An 18,291-nucleotide genomic window follows, 5' to 3' on the forward strand; every position below is an offset into this window, starting at 1 on the left:
GGATTTGCGGGCCGGATCAGTCGCCAGAAGGCAGCGCGCATTTTCCAGCACGGGAGCGTCCAATGGAATGGAACCGGATCGAGACCAAATGGCACGAAATGGCCCGGCGGCTGCAAAACATGACCCCCGCGGAACGCCAGAACCTGTCGGCAGGCCGCATCGCCGACGCACAGGATGCCGTGTCGCAACCCGAACCCAAAACGCCGTCGCGCATCCGGGGCGCTGACACGGCCACGTCAAGCCTGCGCGCCCTCGCCTGATGCAGAATACCGTCGCGTCAGCCTGGGGCGACACCGCTCCGATCCGTTCTGATCTGTTCGGGCCGGAGCGTCTTGAACACCACGCCGAAACCCTTGCTGCGGCGCAGACAATCGCAACGCGCCGCCTGCGGGTGCCCAGCCTGTCGGCAAGGCTGCGTGACAACATCCGCGTTCTGCTGGATGCCTATCGCAACAGCGCCGCCATCGCGCAGCGCGGCCAGCCCGTCACACCCGCCGCCGAATGGCTGCTTGACAATTTTCACCTTGTCGAACTGCAACTGCGGCAGATCACCGAAGATCTGCCACCTGGCTATTACCGCCAGCTTCCCAAACTGGCCGACGGGCATCTTGCGGGCTATCCCCGGGTGTTCTCGCTGGCCTGGGCCTACATCGCCCACACGGACAGCCTGATTTCCGGGCCGGTGCTGCGCCGGTTCGTCACGGCCTATCAGCGCGTCACACCATTGAAGATAGGCGAGATCTGGGCCGTGGCCATCACCCTGCGCATCGTTCTGGTCGAAAACATGCGCCGCCTTGCGGTGCAGATCATCGAGGCCGAGGACTGGCGCGCGGCCGCCGATGCGCTGGTTGACCGCACCGCCGCCAGCAACCCCGGCGCGATGCCCCTGCATCTGGCGGTGGCCGGGCATGACAGCGGCCCGCTGAACGAGATTTTCGCGGCGCAGGTCGCACGGCGGCTGCGCGGCCTTGATCCGGCAGAAACCCCGCTGCATGGCTGGCTGGAGGATCGCCTGCGCCGCCAGGGCACGTCAGTTGATGAGGTGGTTGCGCGGGTTCTGAACCGGCAGGGCGCATCCAACGTGACGATGCGCAACATCGTGACATCCATGCGCATCATATCGGAACTCGACTGGGCCGAGTTTTTCGAGGATGTCAGCCTGATCGACGCGCGGCTGCGGGCCTCGTCCGATTTCGCCGCGATGGATTTTGCCACGCGCAACGCCTATCGCACCGCCATCGAGGATCTGGCGCGCGGATCGGCGGGCGATGAGCAGGCCGTGACGGATGCTGCCCTGCGGCTGGCGGCGGCGGGCGACAGCCCCCGCGCGCGCGACCCGGGGCACGGGCTGGTGGGGCGCGGGCGCGGCGCGCTGGAGGCGGTTGTCGGCTATCGTCCGTCGGTGTGGCAAAGGGCAACACGGCTGGTCGCGCGCTGCGGTCTGGCCAGCTATCTGGGCGCGATTGCGCTGCTGACGGGGCTTGTGATCTGGGCCGCGCTGGCGTGGTCGGGCGTTGCAGGCTGGGCGCTGCTGCCGCTGGCGCTGCTGGCGTTGCTGCCCGCCAGCGACACCGCGGCGGCGCTGGTCAACCATGGCGTGACCCGCAGCGTTCCGCCCCGCCCCCTGCCGGGGATGGAACTGACAGGCGGCGTGCCTGCCGAACTGCGCACTCTGGTCGCCGTGCCGGTGCTGCTGGCCAGCGAGGATGCGCTGCTGGACCAGATCGAACAGCTGGAGGTGCATCATCTGGCCAGCATCGGCGGGGCGGTGCATTATGCGCTGCTGTCCGACGGGCCGGATGCCACGACCGAAACGATACCTTCGGATGCCGATCTGATCGCGCTGGCCGAGGCTGCGGTGGCGCGGCTGAACCTGCGCTATCCGATGGTGGGGGGGCCGCGTTTCCTGCTGCTGCATCGCCGTCGGCTCTGGAACCCCTCTGAAGGCAAATGGATGGGGTGGGAGCGCAAGCGCGGCAAGCTGCACGAACTGAACCGCCTGCTGCGCGGGGCCACCGATACCAGTTTCATCACCGGGCTAAATGCGGTGCCGCAGCATGTGCGGTTTGTGATCACGCTTGATGCCGACACGCGGCTGCCGCGTGACACGTTGCGCGCGCTGATCGGCAAGATGGCGCATCCGATGAACCGCCCCCGTTTCGACGCCGCACAGGCGCGTGTGGTCGAGGGTTACGGCATCCTGCAACCGCGCGTCACGCCCGCGCTGCCGGTCGGGGCCGAAGGGTCGCTCTATCAGCGCGTCTATTCCAGCGCGGGCGGGATCGAGCCCTATGCGGCGGCCATCTCTGATGTGTATCAGGATCTGTTCGGCGAGGGGTCGTTCACCGGCAAGGGCATCTATGATGTCGATGCCTTCGAGGCCGCGATGCAGGGGCGGGTGCCGGAAAACACCATGCTCAGCCACGATCTGTTCGAAGGCACCTATGCCCGCGCGGCACTGGCATCCGACATCGAGGTGATCGAGGATTTCCCCGCGCGCATGGACGTGGATTCCAAGCGAAAACACCGCTGGGCGCGGGGCGACTGGCAGTTGCTGCCATGGCTGGCGCGTGGGGGCATTCCGGCGGTCGGGCGCTGGAAGATGGTGGATAACCTGCGCCGCTCGCTGGTGGCTCCCGCCGCTTTGGCCGCACTGTTTGCGGGCTGGCTGCTGCCATTGCCGGTGGCCGTGGGCTGGACGCTGTGCGTTCTGGCGATGCTGGCCCTGCCGCGCTTGCTGGGCCTGCCGCATGCCGTATTGCCGCGCCGCACCGGGCTGAGCCTGAATGCGCATTTTGCAGCACTGGGGCGCGATGCACTGACGGCCTTGGCGCAGATCGGGCTGAACGTGGTGTTTCTGGCCGATCAGGCCTGGCTGATGCTGGATGCCATTCTGCGCACCGCTTTCCGGCTTAAAATCACCCGGCAGCATCTGCTGGAATGGACGACGGCGGCGCAGGCCGGGGCTTCCCGTCGGCCCGGGGTCGTGGGCCATTGCCGGCAGATGGCGGGTGGAGTGGTGCTGGGCATTGGCACGGTGGGTGCAGCCTTGCTGATCAATCCGGCTGGCTGGGCGCTGCTGCTGCCTTTCGCGCTGCTGTGGGCGCTGGCACCGCTGGCCGCATGGCGCATCAGCCAGCCGGACGCACCACAGCGCATTGCCACCCTCGCCCCGGATGACGGGCAGGCCCTGCGCCTTATCGCACGGCGCACATGGCGGTTTTTCGAGACTTTCGTAACCGAGGCGGACAACTGGCTGCCGCCCGACAACTTTCAGGAAATCCCGCGCCCCGCTGTTGCGCACCGCACCTCGCCCACCAACATCGGGCTTTACCTTCTGTCCACCGTCGCCGCGCGCGATATGGGCTGGCTGGCCGAGCATGACGCCCTGCACCGGCTGGAACAGACGCTGGAGCGGATGGGCCGGATGACCCGCTTTCGGGGGCATTTCTACAACTGGTATGACACCACCGACCTGCGGGTGCTGGACCCGGCCTATGTGTCGTCGGTGGACAGCGGCAATCTGGCGGGGCATCTGATCTGCGTGGCGCAATCGTGCCGCGACTGGGCGCAAGCCGCGCCGGATGACGCGGCGCTGCGCGACGGTCTGCGTGATATGGTGGCACTTGCCCGCCAGAGCCACGCTGCCACGCAAACCCCGGCGCCGGTGCTGGATGCGCTGGCAGGGGCACTGGGCGGTCCGGTGGATGCGGGCCTTGTGGCGCTGGCAACCGCCGCGCATGAGGAAAGCGCGACCTTGCACGGTCCCGCATCCGATACCGCCTTCTGGACACAGGCGATCGTGCAGCGCCTGACGCCCCGCGCCGTGGAAAACCGGCAGGCCCGCCTGCTGGCCATCGCCGCCGAGGCCGACCGTTTCGCCATGGAGATGGATTTCGCCTTTCTGCTCGATCCCGAAAAGGAACTGCTGTCCATCGGGTTCTCGGTCAGCACGAACACGCTGGACACCAACTGCTACGACCTGCTGGCGTCCGAGGCGCGGCTGGCCAGCTTGTTTGCCATCGCCAAAAAGGATGTTCCGACAAAGCACTGGTTCCGCCTGGGCCGCACCGCCACGCCGATTGGCGCGGGGGCGGCGCTGATCTCGTGGTCGGGGTCGATGTTCGAATATCTGATGCCCTCGCTGGTGATGCGGGCCCCCGAAGGATCGGTTCTGGCGCAGACCAATGCGCTGATCGTGGCGCGGCAGCAGGCTTATGGCCGGGCGATGGGCATGCCATGGGGCATTTCGGAATCCTCCTACAACGCGCGTGATCTGGAGATGACCTATCAATACTCCAACTTTGGCGTGCCGGGGCTGGGGCTGAAACGCGGTCTCAGCCAGAACCGGGTGATCGCGCCTTATGCCACCGGTCTGGCCGCGATGGTTGATCCGGCCGGGGCCATGGTCAACTACCGGCGGATGGCCGACATGGGGGCCGAAGGGCGCTATGGTTTCTACGAGGCGATGGATTTCACCCCCGAGCGCGTGCCAGAAGGCGCCGACATGGCGATTGTGCGCAGCTTCATGGCGCATCATCAGGGCATGACCATCACCGCCATCGCAAACACCGTGCAGAATGGCGTGCTGCGCACGCGTTTCCATGCCGTGCCCATGGTGCAGGCGGTGGATCTGCTGGTGCAGGAGCGGGTGCCGCGCGATGTGGCCATGGCCCCGCCCCGGGCCGAAGAGATCACCGTGACCGCCGATGCGGGCGGGGATGCGCCCTCGGTGCGCCGGTTCGACAGCCCCGCCACGGAATTGCCGACCGGGCATCTGCTGTCAAACGGGCGTTACGGCGTGATGCTGACGCCGACCGGCGCGGGTTACAGCCGCTGGGGCGACATGGCCGTGACCCGCTGGCGTGGCGATGCGACGGTGGGGGGGCTGGGGTCGTTCCTTTACCTGCGCGACGTGCAGAATGGCGAGGGCTGGTCTTCGGGCCTCTTGCCGACCGGCGCGCGGCCCGACCAACATTCCGCCGTGTTCAGCGAACATCAGGCCTGCTTTGTCTGCCGTGGCAAGACGCTGACCACCACCACCGAGATCGTCGTTTCCGCCGAGGATGACGCCGAGGCGCGACGCGTCACGCTGACCAACACGGGCCGCAAGGCGCGCGAGATTGATCTGACATCCTACATCGAACTGGTTCTGGCCCCGCAATCGGCCGATCTGGCGCATCCGGCCTTTTCCAAGATGTTCGTCGTCACCGATTTCCTGCCGGAACTGGAGGTGGTGATCGCCACACGCCGCCGCCGCTCTCCCGGCGAGCCGGGCATCTGGGCCGCGCATATCGCCGTGGTCGAGGGCGAACAGACAGCGCCCATGCAACACGAAACCGACCGCGCGCGTTTCATCGGGCGGGGGGGCAACCTTGGCGGGCCTGCGGCAGCCGATGCGCCGCTGTCAGGCACCACGGGCACGGTGCTGGACCCGATCTTTGCCATCCGCCGCCGGGTGATGGTGCCTGCCGGGGGCCGTGTGCGCGTGACATTCTGGACGATGGTGGCGGCAACGCCCGAGGCATTGCTGGAACTGGTGGACCGGCACCGCGACCCTTCGGCCTTTGACCGCGCCACTACCCTGGCATGGACACAGGCGCAGGTGCAGTTGCGCCATCTGGGCATCAGCAACACTGAGGCCGCCGATCTGCAACGGCTGGCGGGCCTTTTGCTGCGCAATGATGCGCGGCTGCGGGCAAGATCGGCACGTATCATCGCGGGCGCAGGCCCGCAGTCGGGGCTGTGGCAGTTCGGCATCTCGGGCGATCTGCCCATCGTGCTGATGCTGATAGACGATGCGGGCGATCTGGGGCATGTGCGCCAGATCCTTGCCGCGCATGAATACTGGCGCGCGCGTCAGATGGCGGTGGATCTGGTGGTGCTGAACGAACGCTCATCCTCCTATGTGCAGGATTTGCAGATCGGCATCGAGGCGGCGGTGCGCATCGCGCAAAGCAAGCCCCGCGCGGCGGGTGCTGCGCAAGGTGCGATCCACGCCCTGCGCGCCGATCTGATCACCGCCGAGGCGCGCGCCCTGCTGATGTCGGTGGCCCGCGTGGTGCTGTTGGCCAGCCGGGGCGACATCGGCCAGCAGCTTGACGCCCTGCCGCCGCCGCTGCCACCCGCGCAGCCGCCGCAATTGCCCATGCTTCCGCCGGTGGCAGATGCCGTGGTGGCGCAACCCCTGCCGGAACTGGAGTTCTTCAACGGCACCGGCGGTTTTGATGCCGATGGGCGCGAATATGTGACGGTGCTGCGCGACGGTGCCACCACGCCTGCGCCCTGGATCAACGTGGTGGCCAACCCCGGCTTTGGCTTCATCACCTCGGCCGAAGGGTCGGGCCCGGTCTGGGCCGAGAACAGCCGCGAGAACCAGTTGACGCCCTGGTCGAACGACCCGGTGACGGATGCGCCGGGCGAGGCTGTCTATCTGCGCGATCTGGACACAGGCGCGCTGTGGACACCCACCGCCCTGCCGATCCGTGGCCGTGGCACCTACACGGCGCGGCACGGCTTCGGCTATACCCGGTTTGACCATACCGCCCATGGCATCGCAGCCGGAATGCTGCATTTCGTGCCGCTGGACGACCCGCTGCGCGTCACCCGGCTGGCGCTGCACAACACCACCGACCGACCGCGCCGGCTGTCTGTCACCACCTATGCCGAATGGGTCATGGGCCCGTCACGCAGCGCCACCGCACCCAACCTGACAACCGAGCGTGACCCCGAAACCGGGGCGCTGATGGCGCGCAACCCTTACGGCATGGCCTTTCCGGGGCGGGTGGCCTTTGCCGACATCGGGCCGCAGGTTGACGGGTTCACCTGCGACCGGGCCGAGGTTCTGGGCACGGTGGGCCATATGGCCGACCCGGCCGGCCTGCGGGGGCAGGCTTTGTCAGGCAGGCTGGGCGCGGGGCTTGACCCCTGCGCGGCGCAGCAGCGGATCATCACCCTGGCCCCCGGGCAAAAGCTGGAATTGCGCTTCCTGCTGGGGCAAGCCCCGCGCATCGAGGATGCGCGCGACCTGATCACCCGCTACCGCACCGCCGATCTGGATGCTGTGCAAGCCGGGGTGGCCGCGCACTGGAACAGCCTTCTGGGCGCGGTGCAGGTGAAAACCCCCGACCGTGCGATGGATGTGCTGCTGAACGGATGGCTGCTGTATCAGACGCTGGCCTGCCGCATCTGGGCGCGGGCCGGGTTTTATCAGGCCAGCGGGGCCTACGGGTTCCGTGACCAGTTGCAGGATGGCATGGCGCTGACCTTTACCCGCCCCGACATGACGCGCGAACACCTTCTGCGCGCGGCCTCGCGCCAGTTCCCCGAAGGCGACGTGCAGCACTGGTGGCTGCCGCATTCCGGGCAGGGCGTGCGCACGCGGATTTCGGATGACCGGGTGTGGCTGGGCTTCGGCGTGGCGCGCTACGTGGCCGTCACCGGCGATACCGGCATTCTGGACGAGCAGGTGCCGTTTCTGGAAGGGCCGCAGGTGCCACCCGGCGCACATGACGACTTCTTTCAGCCGGTGGTTTCGGACCAGACAGCCAGCCTGTTTGAACATTGCGCGCGGGGGCTGGATCAGGCCATTGATCTGACAGGCGGAAATGGTCTGCCGCTGATCGGCACCGGCGACTGGAATGACGGGATGAACCGTGTGGGCGAGGGAGGGCAGGGCACAAGCGTGTGGCTGGGCTGGCTGTTGATCGCATCGGTGGGCATGCTGGCTCCGCTGGCCGATACCCGTGACCCGGCCCGTGCCACCCGTTGGCGTGCCCATGCCGAAAGCGTGCGCGCCGCGATCGAGGCTGTGGCCTGGGATGGCGCGTGGTATCGGCGCGGCACGTTTGACGATGGCACATGGCTGGGCTCGGCCCAGTCGGACGAATGCCGCATCGACAGCATAGCGCAGTCGTGGTCGGTGCTGTCGGGGGCGGGCGATCCTGCGCGGGCGGCGCAGGCCATGGCCTCGGTCGGCCAGCATCTGATCCGGCCTGATCCGGGACTGGCGCTGCTGTTCACCCCGCCTTTTGACCAGACGCACCACGACCCCGGCTATATCAAGGGCTATCCGCCCGGCCTGCGGGAAAACGGCGGGCAATACAGCCATGCGGCGATGTGGGCGGTGCTGGCCTATGCGCGGCTGGGGCAGGGCGACAAGGCGGCGGCGCTGTTTGGCCTGCTGAACCCGGTCAACCACACTCTGACCCCATCCGATGCCGCACGCTACAAGGCCGAACCCTATGTCATTGCCGCCGATGTCTATTCGGTGGCCCCGCATGAGGGGCGGGCGGGCTGGTCATGGTATACCGGATCCGCGGGCTGGATGTATCGCGCGGGCGTTGAGGGCATCATCGGCCTGACGCGCGAAGGCGATGAAGTGATCTTCGACCCCTGCCTGCCGTCCGAATGGCCGGGCATGTCGCTGACCCTGCGGCACGGCGGGGCCGAACTGCGGGTCGAGGTGGTGAATGCCTCGGGCGCGGGCCGGGGTGTGACGCGGGCCGCAATCGACGGGGCAGAGGCCCCGCATGACGGCAGGCCATTCCGGCTGCGCCTGCGCGATGGTGTTACCAACCTGCGGCTGACTTTGGGAGCTTGAAATGTGCCGGGCTTCTGCCCGGTCCCCGCCGCTTCAGCGCCCCACGCTCAGCGCGATGGTTTCCGCCAGTTTCGCCAGCGCCTGCGACTGTGCCGCCGCAATCTCGGCAGGCGAGGTGCCCGCCAGCGGCACGGCAATGTCGAAACCTGATGATTCCGGCCCCAGCCGCCCGATTTCCGACAGCACATAGAATGTGCCCGCCAGCCGGAACTGGCCATCGGACCCCGCCAGATTGCGTTCCACCCGCACCTCGATTTCCGCATCGGGCAGGCCCGCCAGCGGCCATGGCGCCGCCGCGACAGTGGCCGACAGCGCGGTATCCAGTTGCCGCGCCAGGGCCAGCGTCACGGCGCGGGGCGGAAGGTCTGCCCAAAGCGCCGATTTCACTTCGCGCACTGACCCATCGGCATCCTGCACCGAAATCTTGTCGGCGCTGGCATAATCGGGCAAGGACACATCGCGCAGCATGATGCTTTGCGCGGCGGTGCGCACCGATACCGAGGCGGCAGGCGGATCTATCAGATAGCGCGGCGAGGCAGCGCAACCGGCAAGGGCCACAAGAGACACGATCAGAACATGGCGGATTGGCATCGGTTATCGTCCTAGCAACAGGGAACTGGGGTTGCGCTGGATCGTGCGGGCCAGCGATGACACGGAATCGGCGGCGACCTGCAATTCGCGCAGGGTCTTCACAAGCTCGGTGTTGAAGCGGGATTCAGCCCCATAGCCCGACAATGTGCCTTCGGCCTGCGCCACAAGGCCGGTCAGGCGGTCTGACAGGGCGGGCAGGGTGCGCGCGGCCTCGCTGATCGAATTGGCCGCAGCCTCGGCAGCGGATATCGCGCCGTTGGCATTGGCGATGGCCCCGCCCTCGCGCAGTTCGGCCAGAAAGCCCGCCACTTGGGTCAGCGCGGCGGTCAGCGCGGGCGGCAAGCGTTTGGCGTCGTCAGAGCCGATCAGGCCGTTGGCGGTATCGACCAGTCGGGTGGTGGCGGCGGCCAATGCCTCGATCTCCAGCGCATTGGCCTTTTCGCCCAGATCGCGGATCTGCCCGGTGATCACCGGAAAATCGGCCGAGGCAGTGGCCACGCCATCCAGCGCCGTATTGGCCTTGGCAATCGCCGCGACCAGATTTTCCACCGCCTGCCCCTGTTCCAGCTTTGCCAGAACAGCGCGCATATCTTCGGTGATGCCGCGCACCTCGCCCGGGATCGCGGCCACATCATCAGATGTCACCAGCGCGCGGGTGTCGGCCAAGAGGCCCGCAGCCTCGCCCGGCACACGTTGCAGATCGGGGTTGCTGGCCAGCGCATCGACGCTGTTCAGCACGGAAATCGCCGATTGCATCAATTCCTCGACCGGCAGGGCGTTGATACGCTCCAGCACACCCTGCGAGGTGGCACGCACGTCGGTAATCGCCGGGGCCGTGACCGGCAGACGGGGGTAGGGCTGCGACGCAAGGTCGATGGTGGCGGGGGCTGCATCGGGTTCTTCCACCAGTTCCACCAGCAGGCCGCCGGTCAGGATGCTGGCCGTGGCCAGACGCGCGCGCAGCCCGTTCTGGCTGACGAATTCACCCAGCAGCGCCAGCGCATCCTCGGCCGTGGCTTCTTCGCCCAGACCCAGCTTGCCGGTGCGCAGTTCCATGTTCACCAGCAGGCGCACCCGGCGGTCGCGCGCCTCGCCTTCGACAAAGGCCCCCAGATCGGTCACGCGGCCCACGGTCAGCCCGCGAAACCGCACGTCCGAACCCGAGGCCAGCCCGCTGACTGACCCGTCAAACACCGCCGACAGCGCCAGCGGTTCGTCGTTCTGCAACGAAAACACGCTGTCGCGGGCCGTCGCCTCATCTGCGTAAACATCGAAAACGGTGGTCTCTGTCACGGGGCTCCCGCCGGATTCCAGCGTGTCAAAGCTGATGCCACCCTCGATCAGCGAGGCCAGGCTTTTCACATCCAGCGTCACGCCGCCCGCGCCCAGCGTCAGATCAAACCCCGAGGCATCCCAGAACCGCGTGGCGGTGGTCAGCACGCGGTCATAGGGCTGGTTGATATAGGCCTCGATCAGCACCAGATTGCCGTCATCCGACAGGCGCGGGTTGCCGACATTGCCCACCTCGATGCCCTTGTGCAGGATCGGCGCACCGGCGGAAATCTGGTTGCCGTCGCGCAGTTGCAGCGTCACGCGGGTGCCACGGTCGCCGGGCTGCGCATTCAGCGGGGCCGCCTCCAGCCCGGTAAAGCGCGAGACGGCCTGCCCCGGTTCCGGATCCCACTGGCCCGCGATGAAAGCGCCCGACAGAACCGTATCCAGCCCGGTGATGCCGCGCACCGACACTTCGGGCCGCACGATCCAGAATTGCGCGTTCGCATCCAGAAATGGCGCGACATCATTGGTCACGCGCACGCCGGCCACCACCTCGGTCAGGCCCGCCGCAAAGCCCACGGTTTCGACCAACCCCACATTCACATCGCGGTATTTCAGCACGGTCTGCCCGGCCACCAGCCCTGCGCCGTTCTGAAAGCTGATCTCGACCAGCTCACCCCGCCCGGCATAGCTTTGCCAGGCCACGCCCAAAGACACGACCAGCGCCGCGATGGGGATCAGCCAGACAATCGACAGCCGCTGCCACCAGCGCACGGCGGCCGGGCGCACCTGCATCATCGGCGGAATGTCATCGGTCGGTGTGGTCAAGCCCGTCTCCCGTTCAGTCATCCCAGATCGTCCTGGGATCGAAACTCTGGGCTGCCTGCATGGTGAAGGCAACCGACAATGCGAAACTCACGGCGGCGATGCCGGGGTTGATGGTGGCCACCGCGTCAAACCTGACCAGTGACGCAAGGATAGCCACGACGAACACGTCGATCATCGACCAGCGCCCGATGAATTCCACCACCGCAAACAGCCGGTGCTGGGCGTGCTCGGTCATCAGATGGCGCTTTTCCAGTGACATGGCCAGAAAGGCGATGGCAATGAACTTGCCCACCGGAATGACCACGCTGGCCACAAAGACGATCAGCGCGATACCGGCATCGCCGTGCTGGAACAGCTCGACCGCGCCGCCGATGATGGTGGATTCCGTGCGCTGCGTCAGGGTGCGGGTCAGCAGCATCGGGTAAAGGTTGGCGGGGATATAGACCAGCAATCCCGCCAGCCACCAGGCCCAGACCCGCTGCAACCCGTTGGGATCGCGGCTGGAAAGTGCGGCACCGCAGCGCGTGCACAGAGCCACATCGGGCAGATGCACCCGGCCGCAGCGCAGGCAGCCTACCAGCCCGGCCTGACGGGCAGATATGGTCATGGCTGCGCCCCTTCCGCGGCATCGTTTGCAGGTTCGGCACCGGCGATGGCCTGCCAGATCTGCTCCTTGTCCATGAAACTGTCTTGCAGCACCGTCACCAGCACCAGCGCGCAGAACGCCCAGAAGGCCGGGCCGGGCGTGACCATGGCCAGACCCGCCACCTTGACCAGCGCCACCGCCACGCCGATCACGAAAATCTCGGCCATCGACCAAGGTTTCAGCCGGTCGGCCAGCCGGAAGGCCTGCCGGGCCCGTGACAGCACAGGCCGCCCCGCAACCAGCGGCGCCAGCGTATACAGGATCAGCATCAGCCGCAGCGCCGGGATCACCACGATCAGCGCGGCCACGGCAACCGACAGCGGCACCATCGCTCCCTGCGAAAACGCCAGCGCCGCATCCAGCACCGAGGCGCGGTTGTGCAGGCCCGATGCCGAGAGATCCAGAAACGGCATGAACACGGCGGCCCCCATCAGGATCAGCGATGTGGCGGCCAGTGCGAATATGCGGGTAAAGGCATCGGCGCGGGGCGCGATCAGCACCGATCCGCAGCGGTCACACACCGCCCGCTCGCGCGGCTGCACCTGCGGCAGGCGGTGCAGCGCATCGCAATGCGGGCAGGCCCGCAGTTCGGCCAGCGGCACGGCATGAGCGGTGAAGGAAGATTCGGCGGCACGGGGTGGCATGGGCAATCCTGTCACGGCTTCAGCGTTACATAGCCGTCATGCAAATGCTGTCCAAGGCAAGGTTGCGGGGGTGCCGCAGGGTCAATGCCGCCAGACCGGCGGATGCATGCCGGGCGGGCGGGCCATTGTTTCAGACTTCTGTGACGTGGTGCGGCGGGCAGGGCAATAGGCCTCTGCCCCGTGCGATGCGTCGGCTTCCTGTCATTCGGAAACCCGCGTTTCTGTCATACAACTTGTCAGGCATATATTGACTATCTAGCTGACAGGATGCTATGCCACTTGCAACATGCCACGGCTCCGATGGGGGCGGCGGCGCGACGGCGGGGGAAAGCATGATCATCACCGAGGTGGAAGCGCGGGTTTTCCTGACCACGACGCACCGCCATTCCGACAGCGCGGGCCACGCCCACCCCGGCCCCGCGCATCAGGTGCCGCAGGCCATGCTGACCATCCGCACCGAAGACGGGCACGAGGGCCATTCCTTCACCACGCCCGAAATCATCCGCCCGCATCTGCTTGATAAATTCCTGCGCAAGGTGCTTGTGGGGCAGGATCACAGGGACCGTGAACGGCTGTGGCAGGATCTGGCGCACTGGCAGCGCGGGTCGGCCGCGCAACTGACCGACCGCACGCTGGCTGTGGTGGATTGCGCGTTGTGGGATCTGGCGGGCCGCAGCCTGAACCAGCCGGTGCACAAGCTGATCGGGGCCTACCGCGACAAGGTGCTGGCCTATGGCAGCATCATGTGCGGCGATGAGCTGGAGGGTGGCCTTGCCACGCCCGAGGATTATGCACGCTTTGCCGAAACGCTGGTGAAACGTGGCTACAAGGGCATAAAGCTGCACACCTGGATGCCACCTGTCAGCTGGGCCCCCGATGTGAAGATGGATCTGAGGGCCTGCGCCGCCGTGCGCGAGGCTGTGGGGCCGGGCATCCGCCTGATGATCGACGCCTTTCACTGGTATTCGCGCAGCGATGCGCTGGAACTGGGGCGCGGGTTGGAAAAACTGGCCTTTGACTGGATCGAAGAGCCGATGGATGAACAATCCATGTCATCCTACAAATGGCTGGCCGACAATCTGGATATTCCGGTGGTCGGCCCCGAAAGCGCCGCGGGCAAGCACTGGCACCGCGCCGAATGGGTGCGCCACGGGGCCTGTGACATCCTGCGCACCGGCGTCAATGACGTGGGCGGCATCACCCCGGCGATCAAGACGATGCGGATGGCCGAGGCCTTTGGCATGGATTGCGAGGTGCATGGCAACACCGCGATGAACCTGCATGTGGTGGCGGTGTCCAAGAACTGCCGCTGGTATGAGCGGGGGCTTCTGCACCCGTTCCTCGAATATGACGATGGGTTCGATTACCTGAAATCGCTGTCCGATCCGATGGATGCCGATGGTTTTGTGCATGTGCCCGACCGGCCCGGGCTGGGCGAGGACATCGACTTTGCCTTCATCGAGAACAACCGGGTCGCCTGAGGCAAGGGGTTGATGATGCACGCGATTCTGGCCTTTGGCGACAGCCTGACCTGGGGGGCCGATCCGGCGACCGGCCTGCGCCACCCGGCAGCGGCGCAATGGCCGCGCGTGCTGGAGGGCGGGTTGACCGGCGCGCGGGTGCATGCCGATGGCGTGGGCGGGCGCACCACCTGCCGCGATGACGATGCCGGGGCCGCGCCGCGCAACGGGGCAAAGGCGCTGCCGCTGGCACTGTCGGCGCATATGCCGCTGGATCTGGTGATCATCATGCTGGGCACCAATGACCTGAAGGCGGTGCATGGCGGTCTGGCGGTGTCGGCGCAGGCCGGGATGCGGCGGCTGGCCGAGATCGTGGCCACCTTTCCCTACAAGCCGCGCAGGGCCGTGCCGAAACTGCTGATTGTGGCACCACCGCCCTGTGCGGCGGGTGCGACAGGCGGGCGGCGGGTGCAGGAATCGCTGCGGCTGGCACCGCTTTACCGCGCGCTGGCGGCCGAGATTGGCGCGGGGTTCCTTGATGCGGGCACGGTGGCCCGCCCCAGTGCCACAGACGGCGTGCATCTGGAGGCGGCAGACACCGTGGCCCTTGGGCGCGCGCTGGTTGCACCTGTCACAGCGTTGCTTGCCTGACAGGCGGGCGTGGAATGGCGGCATGTCTGACATGCCAGTGAACAAGGCGAGCCGCGCGCCCCTGACGCGGCGGGGAATGGGAGGACCAATGAAACATTTTCTGGCATCCGTGGCGCTTGGCGCGCTGCTGATCGGCGCGGCCCCGGCATCCTGGGCCGAAACGCCCGCCGATCAGCTGATCGTGGCGACAACCATGAACAACATCCTGACGCTTGACCCGGCCACGATCACCGGGCGCGAAACCGTGCAGGTTCTGAACAACATCTATGACACGCTGGTAATCCTGTCGCCCGACGACCGTTCCATCCAGCCGCGGCTTGCCGAAAGCTATGAAGTGTCGGAGGATCGAATGTCGATCCGTTTCAAGCTGCGCGATGACGTGACCTTTGCCTCGGGCAAACCGCTGACCGCGCAGGATGTGGTCTGGAGCCTGAAGCGGCTGATGACGCTGAACCTTGCGCAATCCTCCTTTCTGAAATCACGCGGGTTCAGCGCCGAAACCGCCGATGCGCATTTCGTGGCCGAGGATGACCAGACCTTTGTCATGAACCTGCCGCAGCCGGATGACCCGAACATGATCCTGATGGTGCTGGCGCAAAACGGGCCGGGGTCGATCATCGACAGCCAGACCGCGCTGGCCAATGAGGTGGATGGCGATCTGGGCGCGGCCTGGCTGACGCTGAATTCAGCCGGATCGGGGCCCTATGTGCTGACGCAATGGGCGTCGAACGAATACATCATCCTGACCCGCAACGACGCCTACTGGGGGGCCGCCCCGGCGATGGCGCGCGTGCTGATCCGCCACCTGCCGGAATCGCAGTCACAGCGGCTGATGCTGGAACAGGGTGACATCGACGTGGCCTATTCGTTGCAGGCCCCCGATCTGGCCGCGCTTGACGCCAGCGACGCGATCGAGGTCGCATCGACGCCCGGTTCGGGTTTCTACTATCTGGCCGTGTCGATGAAGGACGAACGTTTCGCCAACCCCAAGGTGCGCGAGGCGCTGCGCCTGCTGATCGACTATGAGGGGCTGAACAAGGCGGTCATGCCCTATTACGGCGAACTGCACCAACGCCCGCTGTCATCCGGTGTGCTGGGCTTGCTGCCGGATCAGGGCTATGTGCTGGATGTGGAAGGGGCGAAGGCGCTGCTGGCCGAAGCGGGCTATCCCGACGGGTTCTCGACCACGCTGCGCGTGCTGTCCGAAGACCCGTTCCTGAAAGCGGCCACCGCGATCCAGAACACGCTGGCGCAGGCGGGCATCCAGGCCGAACTGATCACCGGGTCGGGCGACCAGATCTATGGCGCGATGCGCGAGCGGAATTTCGAGCTGCTGGTGGGCCGTGGCGGCGGCGGTCAACAACCCCACCCTGACAGCAACCTGCGCGCGCTGGCCTACAACCCCGACAACAGTGATGAGGCCAAGCTGACCAATTATCAGGGCTGGCGCACCAGCTATTTCGATGCCGCGCTGAATGAAAATATCGAAGCCGCGCTTTTGGAGCGTGATCCGGCGGCACAGGCCAAACTGTATGAGGAGATTCAGGTTTACATCGACCAGACGGTGCCGCCGATCCTGCCGTTTTCCGAGGTGGTCGATACGGCGGCCTATCTGGCCGATGTGGATGGCATGATCGTCAGCCCCTGGCTGTCGCGGTTCGAGGGGGTCACAAAGTCGCGCTGATCCTCCCCGCGCGGCCTTGCCCCTTGCAGCGGGCGCATCCCGGGGTGCGCCCGTCTTGCCTTGCGCGCGCGGCCCCGCGGCAGACCCGGGGCACCCCGGCGGGCCCGGCGCGGCCTTTTCGTGCGGCGGTGCGGAAGGGTGCGTTGGGTGCGCATGGCCCGGCTTCACGCGATGGCTGGCCCGCTGGGCCAGAGGCACGCTTGGCCCGTCTGCACCTGCGCGCGCCACATGCCCGACCAGACACCTGCCGCATGCGGCCCGGGCCGGGCGTCTTGCGGCGGGTTGCCGGTTCGGGGCGGGTCGGCCTTACCCCCTGCCGTGGCCCTCATATTCCAGCGAGGCGCCGATCAGCTCGCGCGCATAGGGATGCGTGGCCAGATTGCCCGCGATGGCCGCACGCGGCAGGGTTTCGGTGATGGTGCCGTGCTGCATCACGGCGAAACGATCGCACATGTGATCGACCACCGCGAGGTCATGCGTCACCATGATATAGGTAAATCCGCGCAATTCGCGCAGCCGGGCCAGCAGGTTCAGGATCTCGGCCTGCACCGACACATCCAGCGCAGAGGTCGGCTCGTCCAGCAGCAGCACCGAGGGCTCCAGTATCAGCGCGCGCGCGATGGCCACCCGCTGCCGCTGCCCGCCCGACAGCTGATGCGGAAAACGGTCAAGAAAATCAACCGGCAGGCCCACATCGACCAGCGCCTGCCGCATCCGCGCGTCACGGTCGCCGATGCCATGGATGCGCAGGGGTTCCGACAGCACGGTGCGCACCGACTGGCGTGGATGCAGGCTGCCATAGGGATCCTGGAACACCATCTGCACCAGCCGGCAGCGTTCCCTCAGCGGCAGGCTGCGCACGTCCTTGCCCGCGATCTTCACCGTGCCGGTCCAGATATCGGTCAGCAGCGACACGCAGCGCAGCACGGTCGATTTGCCCGACCCGCTTTCACCGACAAGGCCGAAACATTCGCCCGCCGCCACGGCAAAGCTGACCGAGGGCAGCACCTTTACCGCGCCCGGCCCGGTGCCAAAGGTGATCGACAGGTTCTGGATGTCAACCGGGGCGGTCATGGGGCCATCTCCTCTTGCCATTCGGGGCGGCGGTCCAGCACGGCCAAAGGCGCGCGGCTGCCGCCGATGCGCGGCTGCGCGGCCAGCAGGCCACGGGTGTAGGGGTGCCGTGCCGCGTCCATGTCCCGCGCATCCAGCGTTTCCACCACGCGGCCCGCATACATGATCAGCACCCGGTCGCAGAAATTGCGCACAAGGTTCAGGTCATGGCTGATCATGATCAGCCCGATGCCCCGGTCGCGCACCAGTGCGTCAAGGATGTTCAACACCTGCAAGCGCACCGTCACATCCAGCGCCGATGTGGGCTCATCGGCGATCACCAGATCGGGGTCGGCCAGCAGCATCATGGCGATCATCACGCGCTGGCCCATGCCGCCCGAAATCTCGTGCGGGTAAAGGTCGTGCACCCGTTCCGGGTCGCGGATTTTCACCGCCGCCAGCATCTCCAGCGTCTTGACCCTTGCCTCGGCCCTCGACACCGGGAAATGCCGCAGACAGGTTTCGGCCACCTGTTGCCCCACCCGCCGGATCGGGTTCAGCGAGAATTTGGGGTCTTGCAGGATCATCGACATCCGCCGCCCCCGCACCTTCAGCATCTCGCGCTCCGACAGGGCCAGCAGATCGGCATCCTCGAACCGCAGGGTATCGGCGGTGATCGTGGCACCCGGCAGCAGCCGCAGCAGCGCCCGGCCCACGGTGGATTTGCCGGAACCGCTTTCGCCCACAATCCCCAGCCGCTCGCGCCCCAGCGTGAAGCTGACCTTGCGCACGGCATCGGCACTTGCCCCGTGATAGCGGATCGACAGGTTCTTCACATCAAGGATCGGGCCTTGCAT

11 protein-coding genes are annotated in these 18,291 nt (G+C 66.7%); 5 read left to right on the forward strand and 6 right to left on the reverse strand.

The window, feature by feature from the left end; translation table 11 throughout:
* Positions 1–62: 62 nt before the first annotated feature.
* Together GEU84_RS13790 and GEU84_RS13795 are read left to right on the forward strand one after the other, a co-directional pair.
* Positions 63–260, forward strand: a complete 198-nt coding sequence (locus GEU84_RS13790; protein WP_152827066.1) for a hypothetical protein — start codon at positions 63–65, stop codon at positions 258–260.
* The gene (locus tag GEU84_RS13795; RefSeq protein ID WP_152827068.1) at positions 260–8,602 is read left to right on the forward strand and encodes a GH36-type glycosyl hydrolase domain-containing protein; all 8,343 of its coding nucleotides are present in this window, start codon (positions 260–262) and stop codon (positions 8,600–8,602) included. The genes GEU84_RS13790 and GEU84_RS13795 overlap by 1 nt, the downstream gene beginning before the upstream one ends.
* Before the next feature lie 33 nt (positions 8,603–8,635).
* Here the strand turns inward: GEU84_RS13795 and GEU84_RS13800 are convergent, their stop codons facing one another.
* From GEU84_RS13800 to GEU84_RS13815, 4 genes are read right to left on the reverse strand one after another with little or no spacing between them, the layout of a single operon-like run.
* Positions 8,636–9,193, reverse strand: a complete 558-nt coding sequence (locus tag GEU84_RS13800; RefSeq protein WP_152827070.1) for a PqiC family protein — start codon at positions 9,191–9,193, stop codon at positions 8,636–8,638.
* 3 nt (positions 9,194–9,196) lie between these two features.
* The gene (locus GEU84_RS13805; RefSeq protein ID WP_241427693.1) at positions 9,197–11,296 is read right to left on the reverse strand and encodes a PqiB family protein; all 2,100 of its coding nucleotides are present in this window, start codon (positions 11,294–11,296) and stop codon (positions 9,197–9,199) included.
* 13 nt (positions 11,297–11,309) lie between these two features.
* A complete protein-coding gene (locus GEU84_RS13810) occupies positions 11,310–11,903 on the reverse strand; it encodes a paraquat-inducible protein A (protein WP_152827072.1) in 594 nt (197 codons plus the stop codon).
* On the reverse strand, positions 11,900–12,586 hold the full coding sequence (locus tag GEU84_RS13815; protein ID WP_152827074.1) for a paraquat-inducible protein A: 687 nt from the start codon (positions 12,584–12,586) through the stop codon (positions 11,900–11,902). The genes GEU84_RS13810 and GEU84_RS13815 overlap by 4 nt, the downstream gene beginning before the upstream one ends.
* 332 nt (positions 12,587–12,918) lie before the next feature.
* On the opposite strand from GEU84_RS13815, the gene GEU84_RS13820 reads away from it, so the two are divergent.
* From GEU84_RS13820 to GEU84_RS13830, 3 genes are all read left to right on the forward strand, one after another.
* Complete coding sequence (locus GEU84_RS13820; protein ID WP_152827441.1) at positions 12,919–14,067, forward strand: mandelate racemase family protein; 1,149 nt, start codon at positions 12,919–12,921, stop codon at positions 14,065–14,067.
* 15 nt (positions 14,068–14,082) lie between these two features.
* Entirely contained in the window at positions 14,083–14,697 is a 615-nt protein-coding gene (locus GEU84_RS13825; RefSeq protein ID WP_152827076.1) for an SGNH/GDSL hydrolase family protein, read from the forward strand.
* Positions 14,698–14,785: 88 nt separating this feature from the next.
* Positions 14,786–16,381 carry an ABC transporter substrate-binding protein gene (locus tag GEU84_RS13830; protein WP_152827078.1) on the forward strand — a complete coding sequence of 532 codons (1,596 nt, stop codon included), beginning with the start codon at positions 14,786–14,788 and terminating at the stop codon, positions 16,379–16,381.
* A gap of 306 nt (positions 16,382–16,687) precedes the next feature.
* Here the strand turns inward: GEU84_RS13830 and GEU84_RS13835 are convergent, their stop codons facing one another.
* Together GEU84_RS13835 and GEU84_RS13840 are read right to left on the reverse strand one after the other, a co-directional pair.
* Complete coding sequence (locus GEU84_RS13835) at positions 16,688–17,455, reverse strand: ABC transporter ATP-binding protein (RefSeq protein WP_152827080.1); 768 nt, start codon at positions 17,453–17,455, stop codon at positions 16,688–16,690.
* Positions 17,452–18,291 (reverse strand): ABC transporter ATP-binding protein, encoded by an 840-nt coding sequence (locus GEU84_RS13840; protein WP_152827082.1) that lies wholly within the window; start codon positions 18,289–18,291, stop codon positions 17,452–17,454. Before GEU84_RS13840 ends, GEU84_RS13835 begins: the two co-directional genes overlap by 4 nt.

The sequence above is a fragment of the Fertoeibacter niger genome, from assembly GCF_009380135.2.
In the GTDB taxonomy this organism is placed as follows: domain Bacteria; phylum Pseudomonadota; class Alphaproteobacteria; order Rhodobacterales; family Rhodobacteraceae; genus Fertoeibacter; species Fertoeibacter niger.

What these genes read in the sequence shown, in the direction of transcription:
- GEU84_RS13840 (WP_152827082.1), bottom strand. Translation starts at nt 18,291, where the DNA reads ATGCAAGGCCCGATCCTTGATGTGAAGAACCTGTCGATCCGCTATCAC.
- GEU84_RS13835 (WP_152827080.1), bottom strand. Translation starts at nt 17,455, where the DNA reads ATGACCGCCCCGGTTGACATCCAGAACCTGTCGATCACCTTTGGCACC.
- GEU84_RS13820 (WP_152827441.1), top strand. Translation starts at nt 12,919, where the DNA reads ATGATCATCACCGAGGTGGAAGCGCGGGTTTTCCTGACCACGACGCAC.
- GEU84_RS13825 (WP_152827076.1), top strand. Translation starts at nt 14,083, where the DNA reads ATGCACGCGATTCTGGCCTTTGGCGACAGCCTGACCTGGGGGGCCGAT.
- GEU84_RS13815 (WP_152827074.1), bottom strand. Translation starts at nt 12,586, where the DNA reads ATGCCACCCCGTGCCGCCGAATCTTCCTTCACCGCTCATGCCGTGCCG.
- GEU84_RS13790 (WP_152827066.1), top strand. Translation starts at nt 63, where the DNA reads ATGGAATGGAACCGGATCGAGACCAAATGGCACGAAATGGCCCGGCGG.
- GEU84_RS13810 (WP_152827072.1), bottom strand. Translation starts at nt 11,903, where the DNA reads ATGACCATATCTGCCCGTCAGGCCGGGCTGGTAGGCTGCCTGCGCTGC.
- GEU84_RS13800 (WP_152827070.1), bottom strand. Translation starts at nt 9,193, where the DNA reads ATGCCAATCCGCCATGTTCTGATCGTGTCTCTTGTGGCCCTTGCCGGT.
- GEU84_RS13795 (WP_152827068.1), top strand. Translation starts at nt 260, where the DNA reads ATGCAGAATACCGTCGCGTCAGCCTGGGGCGACACCGCTCCGATCCGT.
- GEU84_RS13830 (WP_152827078.1), top strand. Translation starts at nt 14,786, where the DNA reads ATGAAACATTTTCTGGCATCCGTGGCGCTTGGCGCGCTGCTGATCGGC.